The sequence below is a fragment of the Streptomyces diversicolor genome, from assembly GCF_057537855.1.
Genome location: NZ_BAAJXA010000079.1, coordinates 1 through 21,490, shown reverse-complemented (window position 1 = coordinate 21,490; position 21,490 = coordinate 1). Strand labels below are relative to the sequence as shown.

Sequence of the window (21,490 nt, the reverse complement as noted above, 5' to 3'; positions counted from 1 at the left end):
CCGGGTGCTGGGCAGTGAGGAACTGCGCCAAGCAATCGTCAATACTCTGCTGTATTCGCTCTTCACCGTGCCGGCCGTCACGGTGCTCGGTCTTCTGATCGCCCTCACCATTCACAGTGTGCGGCGTGGAAAGGTCTTCTGGCGGACGGTGTACTTTCTGCCGTTCGCCAGCACCCTCGCGGCGATGAGCATCGTCTGGAAATGGATGTTCTACCCGGAACGAGGGCTGATCGACTCCACCGTGGGCCAGTTGTTCGGGGTGACGAACTGGTTGAGCGACAGTTCGCTCGCCCTCCCGGCGGTCGCTCTCGTCGGGGTGTGGCATCAACTCGGATACGCGGTCGTGCTGTTTCTGTCGGGGCTGGCCAACGTGCCCACCGCGCATCTTGAGGCGGCCCGTCTCGACGGCGCGAACGCGTGGCATCGGTTCTGGCACGTCCAGTGGCCCGCTCTCGGGCCGACCACCGTGTTCGCCGTCGTCATCAGCACCATCAGCGCACTGCGCGTCTACGACACCGTGGCGCTGATGACCGAGGGCGGGCCCATCGGCAGTACCTCGACACTGAGTTACGAACTCTACCGGCGAGGCGTTTTCTACCAGGACATCAGCGGAGGGGCCGTCATCAGCATCGTGCTGCTGGTCATCGTCATGCTGGTGACGCTGGTGCAGATGCGGTCATTCGGCCGACGACTCAGCGAGGCGGGCGCCCGATGACCACCGGCACAACATCGCGGCATGCCGCCGGCCATCCGGCGCCGGGCCGAGCGGGGGCACCCGACGCATCCGGCCACGGCTGGGGAAGCGTCCTGCGGCGGGCCGCCGCCAGTGACCTACCCCGGCACATACTGCTGGCCGTGGGCGCCGTCGTCATGCTCGCGCCGTTCGCCTGGATGGTGTTCAGCTCTTTCAAACCGGACGACGAGATCTACGGCAGCGGCCTCCTGCCGCAGCATCCGACGGTCGATGCCTATCGCCGCGTCTTCGACACGGTGCCGATGGGACGGTACTTCCTCAACAGCGTGGCCGTGACCGGGCTGATCTTCCTCGGCCAGGTGCTTCTCGCCGTCCCGGCCGCCTACGCGCTGGCGCGGATGCGGTTCCGCGGCAGCAGGCTGGCACTCGGGTTGGTCCTGTTCGGCACCATGCTGCCGATGCAGGTCGTCGCCATACCCCTGTATCTGCTGTTCGCCAAGGCCGGCCTCCTGGACAATCGCCTGTCGCTGATCTCACCTTTTCTTGCCAGCGCCTTCGGCGTGTTCCTGCTCCGCCAGTTCTTTCTGGGAATCCCGCAGAACGTACTGGATGCGGCGCGGCTCGACGGAGCAAGCAACTGGACAACGGTGTGGCGCATCGTCCTTCCGATGGCCCGGCCGGCGCTCACCGCGTTCGCGGTCTTCAGTATCGTCTCCCACTGGAACGACTACTTCTGGCCGAGCCTGGTCCTGTCGAGCGACGACGCGGCGACGGTGCCCTACGGTATTTCGGCGTTCGCCAACTCGGAAAGCAATGACTTCGCGGCCCAGATGGCCGCCGCCACGCTGGCCGTGCTTCCGCTGGTGGTGGGATTCCTGTTCGCCCAGCGTCATTTCGTTCGCGGTCTCGTGCTGTCGAACACCCCGGACTGAACGCCCCGTTCGGTCCCGTTTTCAAGGAGCAAAACCATGCGATGGAGAATCGCCGCAGCACTGGCCTCCATTGGCCTTCTGGCCGGGGTGACTTCCTGTGGAACCTCGAACACCGAGGACGCCGCCGTCCGCGTCTATTACACGCAGGCCAGTCTCTACGCCGATCCGTTGAAAACCGCTGTCAAGCCACTGGAGAAAGAGCCGAAAGCCCCTCGGGTGAACCTTGTCCTCGCGGGCAAGAACTACAACGACGTCCAGCAGCGGATCATCCGCGAGGCAGGCACCGGCCGCCTGCCGGATGTGGCTCTGGTCGGGCTGAACAACCTGCGCGGACTGGTCGACCTCGGCATCGCCCAGCCGCTGGACACCGCGATCGCCAAGGGCAGCCTGAACACCAAGGACATAGACCCCAAGTTCCTGAAGCTCACCCAGTACAACCAAAAGCAGTACGGGCTTCCTTACGGCGTCGCGACGCGGATCCTCTACGCCAACGCGGACATGTTCAAGGCCGCCGGGCTCGACCCGGCGCATCTGCCGACCACATGGAGTGAGCTGCGCAAGGACGCCATGAAGCTGGCGGATCCGGCCAAGCACAAGTACGGCATCGTGATGGACTGGAACGGCGGCAGCAACATCGACTTCCAGCAGCAACTGGCAAGTGCCGGCGGCGCGATGCTCAACTCCGGCGAAACCAGCGCCGCGTTCAACAGCCCCCAGGGCCGAGCGGTGCTCACCTACTGGCGCGGCCTGGTCAAGGACAAGGCCATGCCGTTGCTCGCCCGCACGGCGGACACCAGCCCCAACATCCAGGCGTTCATCAACGGCGATGCCGGCATGCTGATCCAGTCCAACGGAAACCTCGGCAACATCAACAACAGCGCGAAGTTCACCGTCGCCACCGGACAGGTTCCCATCGAAGACGGCGGCACACGCAGCGCACCCGCGTCGGGCGCGGCGATCGTCCTGCTCACCAAGGACCCGCACCGTCAGGCTGCCGCCCTCAAGGCCATCCAGCAACTGGTCAGTCCGACGGCGAGCACGGCACTGACCGTCGCGTCGGGCTATATGCCCGTCAACTCCGCCGCCCTGAAGAGCCCGGAGCTGAAGAAGTACTTCGGTGAGCAGCCCAACCGGCGGACACCGCTGGACGCCATCCCCTACCTGAACCAGTGGCAGACCTACCCCGGCGGCCACGACGTCGAGGCCAACGACGCGATCGAGAAGAGCCTCCTCCAGGCCCTGGGCGGCAGCGAGTCCCCTGAGAAGGCGCTCACCGAGTCGCAGAACGCGGTCGACGAAATCCTGAAGAACCATGGCTGAGGGAATCGACTGCGTCGACGTGACCAAGACGTTCGGGCCGGCGGACCAGGCCCTGCGTCAGGTGACCGTGTCGTGCCAGGCCGGCGACATACTCACCCTGGTCGGGCCCAGCGGCTGCGGCAAGACCACCCTGCTGCGCTGCATCGCCGGACTGGACCATCCCACCGGCGGGACGATCCGGATCAACGGCCGTGACATGACGTATGCCGACCCCCAGCGTCGGAGCACGGCCATGGTCTTCCAGAACTACGCCCTGTACCCGGCCAAGACGGTCGCCGCCAACATCGAGTTCCCGCTGGTCATGGGCAAGGTGCCGCGAGGCGAGCGCGCCGGGCGGGTCACCGAGATCGCGCGGCTGCTGCGGTTGACCTCGCATCTGGGGAAGAAACCGGCCCAGCTGTCCGGTGGGCAGAAACAGCGCGTCGGCATCGGGCGGGCGCTGATCCGCCGGCCGTCCGTGCTGCTGATGGACGAGCCGCTGTCGAACCTCGACGCCGCGCTGCGGGTCGATATGCGCGCCGAACTGCACGAGCTGTTCCAGAAGCTCGGCGCCACGGTCGTCTACGTCACCCACGACCAGACCGAGGCGCTGACACTCGGCGACCAGGTGGCCGTCCTGAACGAGGGACGGCTGCAGCAACAGGCCACCCCACGCGAGGTCTACTCCCGCCCGGCGAACAGGTTCACCGCTTCGTTCCTCGGGGCCATGAACCTTGTCGACGGCATCGTCCAGGACGGGTACTTCCGGACGTCGGACGGGTCGCCGATCGTCGAACTCCGGGCGCCGAAGGCCGCCGCGACGGCGTGCGTCGGCATCCGGCCCGAGGACCTTCGAGCGGCCGACACCTCGGCAGACCGCCCCCAGGTCACGCTCACCGGCCGGGTCAGGCTCCTCGAACTGCTCGGCAGCGAGGAACTGGCCCACATCACTCTCGCCAGTGGCCACAAGCTCAAGGCCCGGGTGCCGGTGGGCACCGTCACCGCCGACACCGTGCGCCTCTGCGTCGATGTCGAACGTCTGCACCTCTTCGACGCGGACGGCATACGCATCGACCCATAGGCGGCCTGACACCGAGGAAACGCGCCTTCCGCCGCCTTCCGTCCGCCACCCGCACAAGGCTGGAGTCCGCCGATGAGGCACAGGGCGTCCTGGAGCGGATGGACGCGCTTGAGCGGCGGGAGCCGGGTCAGTAATCACGCCCCATCCCCACCCCCATTCAACGGCACAGCGAACGGACCGAAGTCACGATCAGGGGCACGGGTCCGCGCCGGGCTGGAGCGCGTGTCTGCGGCACAGTCCGATGAAGCGGTTCACCACCGATGACCGGGTGGAACCAGGCAGCCAGGACACCACGAGAGTGGTGGTCGGAGCGGGGGCTGCGAAGCGTCGCACGCGAACCCTGGGCGGGCAGAGCTTGGTCGCTCGTCGTTCGTCCAGCACGGCGATGCCGACACCGTTGGCAACCTCGCGCAGGATGTGCTCCGCCTCAGGCTGTTCCATGACGATCTTCTGTGGTCGATCGCCCCAGATCTGCCGTCTGATCTCGTCGTGGTAGGCGGGCCCCTGCGATCGCGGCCAGTGCACGAGCGGAAGGTCCACCACGTCGTCGTAGGTGACGCGTTGCAAGGCGACCAGTGGATGATCGTCGGGCAAGGCGACGACGAGTTCTTCGGTGGCGACGACCATCGAGTCGACCGCCTGGTCACGCACGATGGACCGGGCGAAGGCGACGTCCACCTCTCCGGCTTCGAGCAGTTCCAGGTTGCGGCTCGTCCAGGCCGAGGTCAGAGAGATCTGCACTCCGGGACAGTGGGCGCGGAAGCGCTCGACGAGCTCGTGCATGTTCAGGTCGGCTCCGGAGCGGGTGTAGGCGACCCGAAGTGTCCCCGTGGGCTGCTCAACGGCCATCCGTACGCGTTCGACACACAGATCGACCTGCGCGAGGACCAGCTCACCCTGCTCGCACAGCACCTCGCCTGCGGTCGTCAGAGAGATCGGTTTGGTGCTCCTGTCGAACAGCAGCGCACCGACCTCGTGCTCCAGGACCTTGATCTGCTGGGACAGGCCCGGCTGCGAGATGTGCAGCTTCTCAGCCGCACGGCCGAAGTGCTGCAAGCGCGCGAGCACCAGAAAGTACTCCAACCTTCTCAAGTCCATCGCTGCCCTTGTGTGCCCTCCGCTGGTGCTGCTTGCTTGCTCCCCGGGGCAGGCGCGGTACGACCTGCGGCGCCGCCGGCCGTGTGCGAGCGACCGCCGGATCGCAGTACCCCCTGGGTGCACGTCCGACCCCGTGCACCCAGGTGGCAGCCTCATCGGTGGGGTCAGCCGCGCAACCGTGCGGGAGCGTGCCGCTCCCTGCCGTCGTCCGGTGAGCCGGACACCTCATTATCGCCGTGAACCTCTCCGGTATCCACATCCTGTTCCAGGGCAGTGCCACCGGTCTCCTTGAGGAAGCAGAAGATGATCAAACCGGCGACGAGCGCGATCGAGGACGCGTAGACGGCCGGAGAGATGAGCAGCCCGGTCAGGGCGACCAGCCACGCGGCGACGAAGGGAGCGGTTCCGGCGAAGATCGTGTAGGCGAGGTTGTAGCTCATCGAGTTGCAGCTGTACCGGACCGACGTCGGGAACAGCTCGGCCGACAGAGCCGGCACGACCGCCGAGACCGGTGCGATGCACAGGCCGAAGACGATCTGCCCGAGCAGCACGCCGACGAGATGGCCGGTCTGCATCAGCAGGAAGGCCGGAACACCGAGCACGGTCAGGGCCACCAGGCCCGTGACGATCACCGGCCGGCGTCCGAACCGGTCGGCGGCCCGGCCGCCGAGGAGCACCGCCGCGCAGAAGATCACGATGGCCGTGCTGTTCATGAACAGCGAGGCGTCGCGGCTGACACCCAGCTTCGTCTCCGTATAGGTGACCATGTAGGAGTTCAGGATGTAGTAGGAGGACGCGGTGACCGCCGCGGCACAGAACACGAGGAGCATCTTGCGCCACTGGGTGCGGATGCCGGTGAGCAGCGGGTTGCGGGGCGCCGCTCCTGCCGCCTTCATCTCGGTGAAGACCTCGGGCTCGGCCAGGCGCAACCGCACGTACAGGCCGATCAGTCCGAGGGGCGCGCCCAGCAGGAACGGGATACGCCAGCCCCAGGTGGCGAAGGCGGCGTCGTCCAGGAGAACGGAGACGGGCAGGATGACGAGGGCGCCGAGGACGGCGGGGATCGCGGACGACACCGTGATGGCGCTGACGTACGTCGCCCGCTTGTCGTGCGGCGCCGACTCGGCCAGGTAGGACGTCGCCCCGGCGAACTCGCCGCCGTTGGACACGCTCTGCAGACATCGGCAGACCAGCAGGAGCACCGGGGACAGGAGCCCCACGCCGGCGTATGTCGGAAGCAGACCGATCGCGGTCGTGGTCGCCGCCATCAGGAGAATCGCCGCGGTCAGCGCCTTCGTGCGTCCGAACTTGTCGCCGACGTAACCGAAGACGAAACCGCCCAGCGGGCGGAAGAGGAACCCCAGGGCGAAGACCACAAAGGTGCTGAGCAGCGCGGCTGTGGGATCGGCCTCGGGGAAGAACTGGCTTGCGATGGTCGGTGCCAGCAGCCCGTAGATGGCGAAGTCGTAATACTCCGTGAGTGTCCCGGCGACGGCACCGAAGATCGTACGTCGGTTCGTCGGCCGGCCCGGCGGGGTCAGTGCGGTGGCGGTCATGGCTCGTCCTTCTCGTCGCCGAGGCGGCGACTACGTCGTTGGCCTGAGGTGGCGCCTTCCGGATGAAGCGTGGACTGACGGGGCGGGATGTGTGTGCGAGGGCTTCGCGCGGCCTGGTCTCCGAGCCCTGCCGGGACCGGAAACCAGGCCGTGGGATCAGGACGACGCCGGGTCAGCCGGATGGTCGTGGGGGGTGGCCCTCGCGGGGGTCAGGACGACACCGGGGAGGGGTCGCGCAGGGCGGCCCTGGCGGTGGCGGTCGCGCTCCAGTCGATGGAAAGGCCGTCTCCGCTGCCGGTGATCACGACGCCGTAGACCTCGCGGGCGTGGTCGATGCTCTCCCAGCGCCCGAGCACGTCGTCGAGGACGCGTTTGGGGTCGCGGTCCAGGGGGTCGCCGTAGCCACCGCCGGAACACTCCACACCCCGGACGGCCTGGCCGGTGTCGAGTGTGACGACCGCGTTGTTGGGCAGCACAGTCTCGCTGCCGTCGGTGTCGATCATCCAGCCGGCGGCCAGGGCGCCGTCCTGTCCACCGAGCACTCCCTTCGGCGGGACGATCTGTCCGTCGCAGGGGTAGATGACCGAGACACCGTCCTCCTTCGACTCGAAGGCCAGGTCGACGGTGCACCCGCCCCGGTGACGTCCGGCACCGCCGGAGTCGGCCATCATCCGGATGTGCCGGTACTGGATCGGCATCTTCAGCTCGTCGATCTCCACGGAGTCCCGGTAGGTCAGGCCGGCCGTGCTGGGCACGTTCCACGTCAGCCAGCCGTCGGCGGTGGCGCTGCCGGGTCCGCCGGCCGCGCCCATCAGCAACTGGTTGACGAACCGTTCGCCGGTGCGTGAGTCGTGACCGGAGACGACCGCGTGCGGAACACCCATGCCGACCGGGCCTTCGGCGATCCCGTACGGCTCACCGAGCTGGGCGAAGGCCGCACCGACACAGTTCGTCAGCCGGTCGGCGACGTTGGTCGTGGCAACGGAGCAGCTGTACGGGAACTCCGGGATGCCGACGGCGGCGCCCTTCTTGAGCCGAACCTCCACACGGCGGAACGCGCCGGAATTCTTGGGCACCTGTCCGCACAGGCCGTGGAAGATGCCGCTGTACACCCCGGCCAGCGTGGTGGCCTTGGTGAGGTTGAGCCCGCAGTCGACGTTCGGCGCGTTGTCGGTCAGATCGACGACGATCCGCCCGTCCTGCGGGTGAATGTCGATGCCGACCCGGAACTCCAGCCCGTCGGGCAGGTAGGGCTGGAACGGGTCGTGTCTGCCGGTGTTGTGCAGATGGGCCTGCGGCAGCTGGGCGATGGTCCGGCGCATGCGGTCCTCGGAGTAGTCGAACCAGCTGCGGACGAACTGCTTGACCTGGTCCTTGCCGTACTTCTCGCACAGTTCCTTGAGCCGGCGCTCCGCGATCCGTGCGGCCCCGAGCGACGCCAGGAAGTCACCGTGCCACTGCTGCGGCACGCGGATGCGGGCCATGCACATGCGCATGATGTCGCCGATGGTGGTGTAGTTCCGCTGCACCCGGACCGCGGGGAAGATCAGGGCACCTTCCTCGTACACGTCCCTCGCACCCGCGAAGTAGGTGGTGGGCAGCGAGTTCCCGGTGTCGGCCTGATGGGCCTTGGCCACCGCGGTGAACATGTGCTCACCGTCGATGAACACGGGTACGAGCACGGAGTGGTCCGCGGCGTGGGAGTTCCCCCCGTAGGGATTGTTGTCCAGGTAGGCGTCGCCCTCGGCCAGATCCGGGTGGGCGGCCACAACCTCCTCTGCCTGCAACTGCACACCGAAGATGTGCACCGGCAGACCTTCCGCCGCGGCCAGCAGCTCATTGTCGGCCGTGGTGATGGCGCACGAGAAGTCGCGCCCGCTGTTGATCACCGCCGAGCGTGCCGAGCGCAGCAGGGTCGTGGTCATCTCGCGCACGATGCCGTCCAGGCGGTTGGCCAGGATGGCGGTCAGGATCGGGTCGAACTCGTTCTTGTCCACGGCGGGCGTGCTGTCGTCGGACACCGTCACCGGTCTCCCTCCGAAGTCGTCACATGCAGGATGTAGTTGCCGGACCCGCTGACCTCGGTGGCCATGCCCGGGAAGACGACCAACGTGGTGGTCGGCTCCTGGATGATCGCGGGGCCGGGCACATACTGGCCCGGTCGCAGGCTCTTGGGCAGGTACACGGGTGTGTCGGTCCGTCCGGCCGGGCCGAAGTAGCACACACGTGTCTTCGACGGGGCGCCCTCGGTCCGGGCCACGGCTGGCACGGGCGGCGGACTGGTGTGCAGGTCGGCGGTCAGCCGTGCCTTCCAGCTGATGAACTCCAGGTCCGCGGAGCCGTCACAGAAGGCGAACAGGCGCTCGTGCTCGTCGTCGAATGCCTTGCGGAGCCGAGCGATGTCCTCATCGCCGCGGAACTCGCCCACCGGCACCGGGGTGACGATGTCCCACACCTGGGCCTCGTAACGGGCCTCGGTGAAGTACTCGATCACATAGTCGTCCTCGTCGAGGCCGACCCGGCCCGCGAAGGCCGCAAGCCGGTCGCGCAGCCGTGCCAGCGCCGCGTTGACGCCGTCCGCGTCGAAGGCCGAGCCTCGGGTGATCAGCGGCGCCGACTCCTCCTTGACGATGTCGGCGAAGTGCATGCCCGCCGCCGACAGGGCACCCGCGGTCTTGGGCAGGATCACCCGGCTGCTGCCCAGTTCGGCTGCGATCTGCATGATGTTGATGCCGGCAGCCCCGCCGCCGGCGACGACCGTGCTCTCCTTGGGGTCCAGGCCCTGGGAGATGGTCATGTCGTGGACCGCCTTGACCATGTGGTCCGTCGCCAGGGTCAGGATCCCCCAGGCCGTCTCCTCGACGGTCCTGCCGAGCTTCCCGGCCACCTGGGCCACGGCCTTACGGGCCGCCGGGACGTCCAGGTCCATGCGGCCGCCCAGGAAGTAGTCCGGGTCGAAGAAACCCAGGACGCAGGCGGCGTCCGACAAGGTGGCCTCGGTGCCGCCACGTCCGTAGCAGGCGGGGCCCGGTTCGGAACCGGCCGACTGGGGGCCGACACGCAGCAGCCCACCGTCGTCCACCCAGGCGATCGACCCGCCGCCGGAGCCGATCGAGCGGATGTCGACCGACGAGATACCGAGCAGATCTCCCTCCCACTCGCCGCCGAGCCATGTCTCACGGGTGTGGACCAGCCCCGAATCGTGCGACAGGCCGACATCGAACGTGGTTCCGCCGGTGTCGCAGACGATGGTGTCTCCGCCGAAACCTTCCGCGTTGGAGAAGCTGACGGCCGCGACCGGAGCCATCGCGGGTCCGGACTTGGCGGCGTTGATCGGCGCGGCGATCATCTCCCGCACGGTCATCACGCCGCCGATGCTTGAGGAAACCAGCAGTTGACCGGCGTAGCCGAATTCCCGCAGGTCCGACTCAAGCGCGCGGAAATGGTCCTGCATCAGCGGCTTGAGCGAGGCGTCGATGGCAGTCGCCGAGGCACGGCGGTACTCGCGGACGATCGGCGCGATCTGATGGGAAAGCGTGTACGGGACGCCTGGCAGGATCTCTTCGATGAGTTCGCCTATACGGAGTTCGTGCGCGGGCTCCACGACGGACCACAGCAGAGACACGGCCACTGCCTCGTAGTTGTCAAGGCGCAGGTGGTGCAGGATGTCCCGCACCGCCTGCTCGTCCAGTGGCCTGGTGATCCGTGCCTCGGAGCTGACACGTTCAGGAACCTCGAACGTCCTGCGCCGCGGGATGTAGGGGGCCGGGTATTCGGTCGCGTAGTCGAAGACGTCCCGCTTGCCGCCCTCCTTCAGCACGAGGATGTCGGGAAAGCCCTCGGTGGTGAGCAGGGCGGTCTTGGCCACCTGACGGGTCACGATGGCGTTGGTCGCCCGCGTGGTGCCGTAGATGAACAGGTCGGTGTCGGCCAGCAGGGCCCGCGCGGTTGTCCCGAGGCCGTCGGCGACACCTTCGATGGCCTCGCGCATGCCGTCGAAGACACGCTGGTGGGTGGTCAGTGCCTTGCCGACGTAGTGGTTGTTCTCGTCGTCGCGGACGACGACGTCGATGAAGGTGCCGCCGGTGTCGGCGGAGACAGAAAAACGCATGGGTGCCTCTCGGGTGGGCGACGGCGAGACGCGAGGCCGGCGACCGCGGGACGTGGCGCGGCAGCGGCCCCAGGGGGACGGTGCGGACGCCCTGGCTACCGAGCGCTGCCGAGCAGTTGCCGGGAGACCTCGGCCAGCGCCCGGTCGACGGCAGACAGGGTCCCCTCCACGTCGTCGTCGGTGTGGGCCGCGGAGACGTACCACAGCCCGCTCTCGCGGGCGTGGACGCCGTTGCGGATCAGGTGTTCGGAGAAGTGCCGCAGCGGTTCGGTGCTGCCGGCGAGCGCGTCCGCGTAGCTACGCAGGGGTTTCGGGGCGCCCCAGTGCAGACGGATCAGGGCGCCGGCGCGCAGAGCCTGCAACGGAGCCCCGTGCCGGGCGGCAAGCTGCTCGATGCCGTCCGCGAGGTGTGCGGTGAGGCGTTCGAGACGGGGGTAAAGGGAGTCCTGATCGGTCTTGAGGACATCGAGGGTCGCGTTGGCCGCGACGACCGACAAGGCGTTGCCGTTGTAGGTTCCGCCATGTGCGACGGTGTCCTCAGCGACGCGCATCACCTCGGCGCGCCCCGCCACCGCGCTGATCGGGAACCCGGAGCCGAGGGCCTTGGCGAGCACGGTGAGGTCCGGGGTCACACCGGTGCGCTGCTGCGCCCCGCCGGGGGCCAGCCGGAAGCCGGTCACGACCTCGTCGAAGACGAGCAGGCAGCCGTGCTGGTCGCACAGGCGGCGGGCCGTGGCCAGATAGCCGTCGTCGGCCCACAGGTTGCCGCCGTTGACCGCGACGGGCTCCATGATGACCGCGGCGACGTCCGCACCATGACGTGCCAGCAGGTCGGCGAGCGTCCCCGGGTCGTTCCAGGGACACACCAGGATCTCCGGCCCGATCACGCTGTGTCCCGGAGCGATCACCCCACGCGGTACCGGGCCGGATCCCGCGGGGCTGCCCGGCCCGTTGGCGGTCATCGGGTCGAGCCACCCGTGGTAGTGGCCCTCGAACTTGACCGTCTTGCGTCGTCCGGTCGCGGCGCGGGCGATCCGCAACGCCGCCTGGACGGCCTCGCTGCCGGTCACATTGAGCAGCACCATCTCCGCGCCGGGCACCATCTGGACGATTCGCTCGGCCAGTTCGGCCTCCGCCTCGTGCTGACCGCCGTACAGGACCCCGGCGGCCAGCTGTGTGTGCACGGCCTCGATCACCTGGCGGGGCCGGTGTCCGAGCAGCATCGGGCCGTACCCGGCGACATAGTCCACATACTCGGTGCCGTCGATGTCGGTGATCCGGCTGCCCTGTGCGCGGGTGAAGGCCAGCGGGGTGGGGCGCAGCGCCGCCCGGCGCGAGGAGTTCACCCCGCGTGGGATGACCTGGTGAGCACGCCGCATGTACGTGCGCGAGCCGCTGAAGGTCTCCTCGTTCACAGGGCGGCCCCAGCTGTCAGCTCGCGCAGCGTGGTGTCGTCGTCCCAGGCGGAGATCGGCGGGAAGGCGTCCGCGGCGGTCATCACGTCGATCACGGTGACGGCGCCCGAGCGCTGCGCGTCACGGAGCGCATCGGCAAGATCGTCCGCGGAGTCGACACGGACTCCCCGCGCGCCGCAGGCGGTGGCGATGGCCGCGTGATCGATCCGGGTGATGTCGATGGCGCTCGTGTGCTCGGCGAACTGGTGCAGCTCTGAGTGCTTCTGGTAGCCGAGGATCGCATTGTTCAAAACGATGACCGTGAGGGGCAGGTTCATCCGGACGGCCGTCTCAAGCTCGGACCAGCAGTGGGCGAACCCTCCGTCACCGACCACAGCCACCACAGGGCTGTCCGGGCTCGCCGCCTTGGCGCCGATGGCCATGGGAACACCCCAGCCGAGCCCGGCCAGGCCGCGAGGAGACAGGAACCGCTGACCGCTGCGCCGGGCGCGCAGGTAGTTGGACATCCAGATCGAGCTGTAGCTGGCATCAGCCACGACGATGGTGTCCGCGGTCAGCTGCGCATCGAGCTCCCGCATGATGCGCTCGGGCCTGACCGGTGAGCCGGCCGCCGCCGCCCGAGGCGCGATACGTTCCTCGTGCCGGGCCCTGGCCTGTGCGATCTGGCCGATGACCTGGTCGCGGGCCGCCGTGCGGGTGTCGAGCGAGGTGGACTTCAGCTCGTCCACGATCGCACGCAGGGTGAGCTTGGCGTCGCCGATCAGCCGGACGGCCTCGTAGTTGCGCCCCACCTCGACCGGATCCATGTCGATGTGGACGTATGTCGCCGCGGGGGGAAACAGCCGCCAGGCGTCGGTGGCGTTCTCGTTGGTCCGGGTGCCGACGAACACGATCAGATCCGCGTCCTCCACCAGGGAGCGTGCGTAGTGGGTGGCCGAGTGGCCTCCCATGGCGTAGCCGATCACACCGATGGACAGCGGGTCGGTCTCGTCCACCGATCCCTTGCCCATGGGTGTGCTCGCCACGGGCAGCGAGCCGAGGCGCTGCAACTCGGCCAGCTCGGGCCCGGCCCCGGAGATGTGTACGCCTCCGCCGGCGACCACCAGCGGCCGCTCGGCCGTGGCGAGCAGGTCGGCGACGTGCTTGATCTGCGCGGGGCCCGGGACGTACCGGTCCAGCGGGAAGTGGCCGTAGCTGGCGCGGCGGGAGGAGGCGACCGGAACGGGCTCCGCCAGGACGTCCTTGGGGACCAGCAGCACGACGGGTCCGGGACGGCCGGACGTCGCTTCGGTGACCGCCGCGTCGACATAGTCGTCGACCCGGGCGGGGTCGTCGATCCGGTGAATCGCCTTGGTGCACGCGGCGAAGAGCTTTCCGTGGTCCAGTTCCTGGAACGCGTTGCGGTCCCGGGCCGCCCGCGGGACCTCCTGGACGATGGCGATCAACGGCACCGAAGCCTTGAAGGCTTCGGCCAGCGGCGGCACGAGCAGCGTTGCGGCGGGGCCGTTCTGGGCGGCCACGACGCCGACCTTGCCCGACACCCTCGCGTACCCGTCGGCCATCGCGCCGCCGGCGTTCTCCGTGCGATAGACGATTTGCCGTATCGATTCCTCGGGGGCGGCCAGAAAGAACAGCGACGGTAGACTCTGTCCGAATACATCGCTGACCTTGTGCCGGCGCAATGCCGCTGCCAGGCCGCGCGCGACCGTGCCTCCCATATGTGATCTCCTTGATCGGCCTGTTCGGTGATTGCTCAGGAGTGGAACACGGGCGTCCTTTGGAGGTCCAATAGATGAAAATTTCGCGCGCAATAAGCAGGACTTATCGAGGTCGGGGGCGTGACTCCGGCCTGACTCCGGCCTTATGCACGAGGATGAGGCCCGGGCAGATGTCTCGTTGCCGAAGTGAACCGAGGGAGCAACGCAACTGCCCCGTACGGCCGAAGAGTTCAGGACACCTGACGCCGTAGCGGGCCCCCGTCGACGCGTGACGAGCAACTGGTATGGTAGAAATCGATCAGCCGCGAGGGGGTCCGACGAGGAGGCGGGGCGCAGTCCGATGACCAGGGCTCAGGCAGGCGGCCGTGCCGCCGGGGCACACCGGGAACCGCAGGGCGCGGCCGCGTCGCCGCAGGCTCCGCTGTCCGTCGACGCCCTGGACGGCGGCTCCATGAAGGACGCGATCGTACGGCAGTTGCGCCAGGACATCGTCTCCGGAGCGATCGCCCACGGCGAGAAGCTGTCCGAGGCCCGGTTGGCGCAGCGGTTCGGCGTGAGCCGGATGCCGGTGCGCGAAGCGCTCAAGGAACTTGAGGGCGCCGGCTTTGTCACCATCGAGCGGCGCCGGGGCACGTTCGTCAAGCGGCTGAGCCGGCACGAGATCCTGGACCTGTTCGAGGTCCGGGAGGCCGTCGAGGGCATGGCGGCCCGACTGTGCGCCAACCGCGCCAACAACGAGACCGTCGCCCGGCTCGACGAGACGATGATGGCCCTGGCCGCGGCGGTGGCGGCGGGGGACAAGGACGGCTACAGCGCGACGGACGAGCGTTTGCACGAACTCATCGCCGAGGGCGCGGGCAACGAGCGCCTGACCGACCACTACCGCCTGCTGGTCCAGCAGCTCCATCGCGGCCTGTTGTCCTCCATAGTCACCCGGCGCACGGGCCGCATGGAGCGGTCGTTGGCGGAACACCAGGCCATCGTCCAGGCGATCCGGACCCATGACGCCGACGCGGCGGAGCGGGCCATGCGGGCCCACGTCCAGCAGGGACGTCTCGAACTCGCCGACGAGGTCAGCGTCAAGTTCGCGCTGTGAGGCGGGCGCGGCCCCGCGGGACGCGGATGCGGTCCGCGACGCACCGGAACGCCGGCGAGCGGTAGGCCCGCCGGCCTCTCGCCGGTGCCCTAGCGGCATGCCCAAGTGCTCATGGGCCTCGGGGCCTTGACGCCGGGCCCTGCCGGTGCTGCGCCGGCGCGCGAGCATGCTGCGTGCCCGGCTCGGCCCGGCCCGCGGCGCCGCGGCCCTCTTGGCGCCCTCTCCGGCATGCCGCACCCGGCACCGCGTCCCCTCGTGCGCACGTCCCCGTCGTTGCCCCCTCTGGAATGTCAGTACGCGCTCTCCTATCTGACATGGCAGACGGATCACAGTGCGCTCTGATCGCGGGGTCCTGACGCTCCCTCGCACGTCAAGAGGGCTGGACAACAGCTCATTTCCGCGGGGAAAGACGGCCCGTGCACGACCCTTGACACCTAGTATGGTAGATGGAAATCTGATCGCACCGTCACACCACGTGGTACCTCTACTGCCCGGCTGGCATACCAGTTCATGTGGGCGCCGCTTCCGCATCTCGCTCATGCCGTGCCCGAGGAGTCGGGCCTTGGAAAGGTCATCATGCGTGCCGCGATCCCCCTCGTCCCGACCACCGTCGCCCTGACCCTCACCCTCGCCGCGTGCGGCGGTGCGTCCGGCGGCGCCACCTCCACCACGAGCCACGGCCAGGCCGGCCCATCGGTCTCGATCGGCTTCATCTCCCAAGCCCCGCGCAACGACGCCGGGTTCACCCAGTACGGCCTGGCCGGGGTGAAAGCGGCGATCGCCGCCCGGAAGGGCCTGAGACTGTCCTCCGTCGTCGACAACGTCTCCAACTCGCAGGACCAGATCATGGGCCTGCGGAGGCTGGCCGCCGCCAACGCCGTCGTCGTCGCCGACGGTGCCTCGCTCAACAAGGCGGTCGAGGCCGTCGCACCCAGGTTCCCCAAGGTCAGATTCATCCTGGTCGCCGCCCACACCGAGTCCTTCGCCGGCAACGTGACCTCGGTCGACGCCGCTGTTGGCTACGACGCCGTGGTCGTCGGCGCGGTGGCCTCCGCGCTGTCGACGTCCAGGAAACTCGGGATGATCGCCGGGCTCCAGGTCCCGGCCTCCGCCAGCTGGTACTACGGCATGGTGCAGGGTGTCGGCCTCGACAGGTCGGGCGCCAAGGTCATGCAGACCTACACCGGCGACTACAACGACGTGGGCAAGGCCAAACAGGCCGCAGAGGCCATGATCGCTACCGGCGTCGACTCGATCCTGTCCGACCTGGACAGCGGTTCCCAGGGCGTCTACCAGGCGTCCGACGCGGCCGGCTCGAAGGTGGGCGTCTACCAGGTGTTCGGTCTGGACTGCGAAGCCGGCAAGAACGTCGTCGGATCCGGCGTGGTCGACTGGTCGGCGATCCTGAAGGACGCCGTCACCGACGCCGCACGCGGTGACCTTCCCGCGGGCGCCATCAGTTACGGCATGGCCAAGGGCGCGGTCTCCTTCCAGTTCTGTCCGGGCAAGGCCACCGGGAAGGCCAAGGAGATCGCCGACAAGGTCACCCGGCAGATCATCGCGGGCGACATCACCCCGGCCGACCAGGTCCTGCTGCCCAAGCCCTCCTACGCCTTCGAGCAGCGCTAGGACCCGCCATGGCCACCACTGCGAGCAGGGCCCCGGCCCTCAGACTGAGCGGTGTCACCAAGCGGTTCGGCGCCTTCACGGCCAACCACCGGGTGGACCTCGACGTCCACCGAGGTGAGATACATGTGCTCCTCGGTGAGAACGGCGCGGGCAAGACCACCCTGATGCGGATCGTCACCGGCCTGTACCAGCCCGACGAGGGCGAGGTCCGGCTCGACGGCGAAGCCGTGCACTTCAAGAAGCCCGAACATGCCCTGCGTGCCGGAATCGGCATGGTGCACCAGCACTTCACCCTCGTACCGACCCTCACCGAGGCCCAGAACCTGGCGATACGCCCCGCACGCCTGCCGTGGGGCGACGCGACGGCCCAAGTACGCCGCCGCGCCGAGGAGATCGCGGCCGCCACCGGCCTGCGGATCAGCCCCGACCGCTTGGTCGCCGACGCCTCCATCGGGGAGAGGCAGCGGCTGGAGATCGTCAAACTCCTCTGCCGGGGTGCCCGGATCCTGATCTTCGACGAGCCCAGTGCCGCGCTCAGCCCGGGGGAGTGGGACGAACTGGCCGGCCTCATGCGGCGGTTGGCGGCGGACGGGAACGCCGTCGTGCTGATCTCGCACAAGCTCTCCGAAGTGTTCTCCGTCGCCGACCGGTACACCGTCCTGCGCGCCGGAGCCGTCGTCGGCACCGGCCCGATCAGCGGCGTCACCGCCGACGAACTGGTGCGGATGATGGTCGGTGACGTGGTCGCCCCGCGTCCCGAGCGGGCGCACATCACCCCCGGGCGGCCGGTGCTCACCGTCCGCGGCCTTGAGGTCGCGCGCGATCCGCTCGACCCGCACAGCCCGCCGGTCCTCAGCGGCGCCGATCTGGAAGTCCGCGCCGGGGAGATCGTCGGCATCGCCGGGGTGGCCGGGAGCGGCCAGAACCAGTTGGTCGACGCCCTCACCGGGATACACCCGGCCCGCTCGGGCCGGATCGAACTCGACGGCAGGCCCTTCGACGACCTCACACCCCGACGTTTCTATGCCGCGGGCGGCGCCCTCATCCCCGAGGACCGCCACCACGCCGCCATCGTGCCGGGCATGGCGCTGTGGGAGAACATCAACCTGCGGGCGCTGCGAAGGCCGCCGCTGCGCCGCCGGGGCGTGATCGACACGGCGGCGGCCCGCGCCCGCGCCCGCGGCCTGATGACCGAGTTCGACGTACGGGCCGACTCCGAGCAGGTGGCCATCGGGCGGCTGTCCGGGGGCAACCAGCAAAAGGCCGTACTGGCAAGGGAGTTCGCCGACCAGCCCACGCTCCTGGTGGCCGTGCAGCCGACCCGTGGCCTGGACGTGCGGGCCACCGACTTCGTGTACCGACGGCTCGCCGAACACCGCGAACGCGGCGGAGCGATCCTGCTCGTCTCCATGGACCTCGACGAGGTCATCGCGCTGTCCGACCGGATCGCCGTGCTCGCCCACGGCCGGATCCGCGGGGTGCTGGAGGCGCGCGACGCGACGAGGACGCGCATCGGTGCCCTCATGACGTCAGCGGAGGACACGCCATGACCATCGCACGGCACCTGCCGCGGGTGCTGACCACCGCGGGGGTGGTGGCCGCCGCGGCGGCCGTCGCCTCGCTGATCCTGCTCGCCGCCGGGGTCACCCTGCCGGACGCCGCCGCCGTCTTCTGGGACGGCACGTTCGGCAACGGCACCAACGCGGGCACCACCCTCACCCAGGCCGTTCCGCTGCTGCTGATCGCGCTCGGCTGGATCATCGCCACCCGTGCCGGCCGACTGCACGTCGGCTACCCCGGGCAGGTGATCGTCGGCGGCTCGCTCGCCACCACCGTCGGCCTGCACTGCGGCGGCCTGCCCGGCCCGCTGGCCGTCACCGCCACCGCACTGGCCGGCATCGCCGGCGGTGTGCTGTGGGCGGGGCTGACCGCCTGGCTGTGGGCCTCGCGAGGCGTCCTGGAGATCATCTCCTCGCTGCTGCTCAACCTCGTGGCCACCCAGGTCGCCGCCTGGCTCGTGCGCGGCCCCCTCCAGGGCCCGGGCAGCCAGGAGCCGCAGTCCGCGACCTTCCCGCCGTCCACGCTCTGGCCCGGCTCCGCGGCCGTGCCCGGCCAGACCCTCTCCTACGACGTCGTACTGCTGCCGCTGTGCGCCCTCGGCGTGGCACTGCTGTTGTCGCGCAGTTCCTTCGGGTTCGCGCTGCGGGCCTGCGGCGGCAACGCGGAGGCGGCCCGGTGGTCGGGCCTCGACCCCCGGCGTGCCGGAGTGATCGCCATCCTCGTCTCGGGCGGCTTCGCCGGACTGGCCGGAGCGGCCCTGCTCTTCGCCGGTACGGCGCCCTGGATGAGTGACGGCTTCGAGGGCGGCGCGGGCTTCAACGGCATCGCCGTCGCCCTGCTGGCGGGGAACTCGCCCGTGCCGGCGGTCTTCACCGCGATCGCCTTCTCCGCGCTCACCGTCGGCGGAACGGCGCTGCAAGCCGGTCTGGACGTGCCGTCGTCCCTGGCCGAGGTCCTTCAAGGCGCTGTCATCGTGCTGGTGCTGCTGGCCGCCGTCCTGACCGGCCGTCGCACGGCGCGCCCCCCTGCCGCGCCGACGCGGACCGAGGCCGACGTCCCGGCCCTCGTCGGCACCAAGGAGGGGTGACATGGGCATCTTCGACGTGGCGTTCCTCGTCTCCGTCGTGACGATCGCGGCGCCCATCCTGCTGGCGGCCACCGGTGAACTGGTCTCGGAGCGGGCCGGCGTGCTCAACGTGGGCCTGGAAGGCGTCCTGCTGGCCGGCGCCTTCGGGGGATACCTGGGGATGCGGCTGACCGGCTCGATGCTCCTTGCCTTCCTCACGGGCATCGGCGCCGGCCTGCTGTTCGGCGCGGTGATGGCCGTGCTGGCCATCGAGGCCAAGGTCGACCAGATCGTGGCCGGCATCGCCCTGACGATGCTCGGCTACGGTGTCACCGCGTTCCTGGGCGAGCGGTTCCTCGGCTCGCCGCGCACCTTCGCACCGCTGCCCCGGCTCGCGGTACCGGGCCTGAGCGACCTGCCCGTGCTCGGCCCGGCACTGTTCGACCAGGACGCGTTCATCTACGCCGTGGCCGTGGTCGTCGTCCTGGCCGCACTGGCGCTGGGCCGGACCACCTGGGGCATCGACCTCAAGGCCGTGGGCGAGAGCCCGGTGGCGGCCGACGCCGCCGGGGTCGGGGTACGGGGCATGCGCTGGGCCGCGGTGCTCTTCTCCGGCCTGTGCGCCGGGGCGGCCGGCGCGTATCTGTCGGTCGGCGACGTCGGGGTGTTCCGCGAGGGCATGACCGGCGGCCGGGGCTACCTGGTCATCGCCGCGGTGCTCTTCGGCGGCTGGCGGATGACCGGACTCGGCGCCGCGGTGGCACTCTTCGCGGTCGCCGACGCCACCCAGCTGCGGATCCAGGCGGTGGGGAGCATCCCCCGCGAGGTGTGGATCGCCGCGGCGGTCCTGGTCCTGCTGGCGGCGGCGCTCGCCCGCCTCCGGCGCCGCGTCACCCGCGCCCGGCCCACCGCGGTGGAGACCGCGGGCCTGGTCTGCACCGCCGCCCTGGCCGCCCTGGCCGTCACCGCCCCGGCCCTCACCGTGCCCGTACCGCTCTGGCTCGGCATGCCCTATCTGCTGGCGTTGGTCGCCCTGGGCACCGAAGGCAAACGGCGGCACCGCGCCCCCGGGGCGCTGGCCGTCCCCTATCTGCGAAGCGAGGTCTAGCGTCAGCCATGATCACCGACGTTCACACGCACTTCTGGTTGCCGGACCACCAGGGCCCGCCCTGGACCGACGGCCTGGGCCGCGTCTCCACCCGCCTGGCCGCCGACGCCATCGACCGGGTGACCGTCGAGTCCTACCGCAGACAGACCGCCCCGGCGGAGCGGACCATCGTCTTCGGACTCCAGGCCCAGGCCTCGGGCATCATGGTCCCCAACGACGCCGTCGCCGCGTTCGTGCGCGCCGTCGGCGGGCAGACCGTCGGCTTCATGTCGGTGGACCCCACACGCCACGACGCGGTCGACGAGATCGAGCGCTGCCACTCCGACCTCGGCCTCAGCGGCCTCAAACTCGGCCCCATCTACCAGGGCACCTCGCCGCTCAACCCGCTGACCATGCGGGTGTTCGCGACGGCCGAGCGGCTGGGACTGCCGGTCATGATCCACCAGGGCGCCATCTTCGCCAACGCCGGCCGGCTCGCCGACGCCAACCCGCTGCTGCTCGACGACGTCGCCATCGCCTTCCCGCGGCTGCGCCTGGTCATCGCCCACATGGGCCACCCATGGGTGCACGAGACGGCCGTCGTCATGCGGCGCCACCGGCACGTCTTCGCCGACACCTCCGCCATCGCCGGCCGCCCGACGATCCTGGCCACCGCGCTGTCCGCCGCAAAGGAGTACGGCGTACTGGACAAGGTCCTCTTCGGCAGCGACTCGCCCATGGTGGCGGCCGGCGGCGCCGCCGCCACCCTGAGCCGCGTCGTCGCCCGCATGCAGCAGATCGCCCACACACCCGTCACCGACGAGGAACTGCACGACCTCATGCACCGCCCGTCCTTCGACCTGCTCGGGATTCCGGCGCCCGCCGAACCCGCGCTCGTCCCCGCTCGCGACCGAGGAACACATCCGTGACCGTCAACCCGCGGCCCGTGCCGTCCGTCCACCTCGACGCCCGCCAGGTGGCGCGGGGCCCCCTGCCCGAACAGGTCTCCATGGAGCCCGTCACCGAGGGAGCGCCCTATGCCGCCGAGCGCACCCTCCTCGACAGCCCCGACGGCTTCTTCGCCGTCTGGGCCTGTGACGCCGGGACCTACCCGCGCGTCAAGGACCGGCGTGGCTCGTTCATGTACA

The 21,490-nt window shown here is 69.4% G+C and carries 17 protein-coding genes; 11 read left to right on the top strand and 6 right to left on the bottom strand.

The features are described from left to right. The 4 genes from AC27LF_RS44150 to AC27LF_RS44135 all read left to right on the top strand — a co-directional run. Window positions 1-715: carbohydrate ABC transporter permease (locus tag AC27LF_RS44150; RefSeq protein ID WP_487231300.1), on the top strand; the 715-nt coding region annotated here is incomplete at its 5' end. Continuing rightward, window positions 712-1,626, top strand: a complete 915-nt coding sequence (locus tag AC27LF_RS44145; RefSeq protein WP_479664885.1) for a carbohydrate ABC transporter permease — start codon at window positions 712-714, stop codon at window positions 1,624-1,626. The genes AC27LF_RS44150 and AC27LF_RS44145, both read left to right, overlap by 4 nt. Before the next feature lie 36 nt (window positions 1,627-1,662). Beyond that, on the top strand, window positions 1,663-2,946 hold the full coding sequence (locus AC27LF_RS44140; RefSeq protein WP_479664884.1) for an ABC transporter substrate-binding protein: 1,284 nt from the start codon (window positions 1,663-1,665) through the stop codon (window positions 2,944-2,946). After that, window positions 2,939-4,006 carry an ABC transporter ATP-binding protein gene (locus tag AC27LF_RS44135; RefSeq protein ID WP_479664883.1) on the top strand — a complete coding sequence of 356 codons (1,068 nt, stop codon included), beginning with the start codon at window positions 2,939-2,941 and terminating at the stop codon, window positions 4,004-4,006. The genes AC27LF_RS44140 and AC27LF_RS44135 overlap by 8 nt, the downstream gene beginning before the upstream one ends. Before the next feature lie 189 nt (window positions 4,007-4,195). On the opposite strand, the gene AC27LF_RS44130 is transcribed toward AC27LF_RS44135, so the two are convergent. The 6 genes from AC27LF_RS44130 to AC27LF_RS44105 form a co-directional block, all read right to left on the bottom strand. Further along, window positions 4,196-5,104, bottom strand: coding sequence for a LysR family transcriptional regulator (locus AC27LF_RS44130; RefSeq protein WP_479664882.1), 909 nt, complete (start codon window positions 5,102-5,104; stop codon window positions 4,196-4,198). A 164-nt stretch (window positions 5,105-5,268) separates the two neighbouring features. After that, window positions 5,269-6,660: an MFS transporter gene (locus AC27LF_RS44125; RefSeq protein ID WP_479664881.1), complete on the bottom strand. Its 1,392-nt coding sequence runs from the start codon at window positions 6,658-6,660 to the stop codon at window positions 5,269-5,271. Between the two features lie 209 nt (window positions 6,661-6,869). Next, complete coding sequence (locus AC27LF_RS44120) at window positions 6,870-8,681, bottom strand: hydantoinase B/oxoprolinase family protein (protein ID WP_479664880.1); 1,812 nt, start codon at window positions 8,679-8,681, stop codon at window positions 6,870-6,872. A 2-nt stretch (window positions 8,682-8,683) separates the two neighbouring features. Then, window positions 8,684-10,771 (bottom strand): hydantoinase/oxoprolinase family protein, encoded by a 2,088-nt coding sequence (locus tag AC27LF_RS44115; RefSeq protein ID WP_479664879.1) that lies wholly within the window; start codon window positions 10,769-10,771, stop codon window positions 8,684-8,686. Window positions 10,772-10,866: 95 nt separating this feature from the next. Beyond that, window positions 10,867-12,186, bottom strand: a complete 1,320-nt coding sequence (locus AC27LF_RS44110; RefSeq protein ID WP_479664878.1) for an aspartate aminotransferase family protein — start codon at window positions 12,184-12,186, stop codon at window positions 10,867-10,869. Continuing rightward, a complete protein-coding gene (locus AC27LF_RS44105; RefSeq protein ID WP_479664877.1) occupies window positions 12,183-13,904 on the bottom strand; it encodes an acetolactate synthase catalytic subunit in 1,722 nt (573 codons plus the stop codon). Before AC27LF_RS44105 ends, AC27LF_RS44110 begins: the two co-directional genes overlap by 4 nt. A gap of 340 nt (window positions 13,905-14,244) precedes the next feature. On the opposite strand from AC27LF_RS44105, the gene AC27LF_RS44100 reads away from it, so the two are divergent. From AC27LF_RS44100 to AC27LF_RS44070, 7 genes are all read left to right on the top strand, one after another. Then, the gene (locus AC27LF_RS44100) at window positions 14,245-15,000 is read left to right on the top strand and encodes a GntR family transcriptional regulator (RefSeq protein ID WP_479664876.1); all 756 of its coding nucleotides are present in this window, start codon (window positions 14,245-14,247) and stop codon (window positions 14,998-15,000) included. A gap of 576 nt (window positions 15,001-15,576) precedes the next feature. Then, on the top strand, window positions 15,577-16,629 hold the full coding sequence (locus tag AC27LF_RS44095) for a BMP family lipoprotein (RefSeq protein ID WP_479664875.1): 1,053 nt from the start codon (window positions 15,577-15,579) through the stop codon (window positions 16,627-16,629). 8 nt (window positions 16,630-16,637) lie between these two features. Further along, window positions 16,638-18,179 carry an ABC transporter ATP-binding protein gene (locus AC27LF_RS44090; RefSeq protein ID WP_479664874.1) on the top strand — a complete coding sequence of 514 codons (1,542 nt, stop codon included), beginning with the start codon at window positions 16,638-16,640 and terminating at the stop codon, window positions 18,177-18,179. Beyond that, complete coding sequence (locus tag AC27LF_RS44085; RefSeq protein WP_479664873.1) at window positions 18,176-19,276, top strand: ABC transporter permease; 1,101 nt, start codon at window positions 18,176-18,178, stop codon at window positions 19,274-19,276. Before AC27LF_RS44090 ends, AC27LF_RS44085 begins: the two co-directional genes overlap by 4 nt. A 1-nt stretch (window position 19,277) precedes the next feature. Further along, on the top strand, window positions 19,278-20,363 hold the full coding sequence (locus tag AC27LF_RS44080) for an ABC transporter permease (RefSeq protein WP_479664872.1): 1,086 nt from the start codon (window positions 19,278-19,280) through the stop codon (window positions 20,361-20,363). 8 nt (window positions 20,364-20,371) lie between these two features. After that, entirely contained in the window at window positions 20,372-21,271 is a 900-nt protein-coding gene (locus AC27LF_RS44075; RefSeq protein WP_479664871.1) for an amidohydrolase family protein, read from the top strand. Next, a partial coding sequence (locus tag AC27LF_RS44070; RefSeq protein ID WP_479664870.1) for a hypothetical protein occupies window positions 21,268-21,490 on the top strand: 223 nt, incomplete at its 3' end. The genes AC27LF_RS44075 and AC27LF_RS44070, both read left to right, overlap by 4 nt.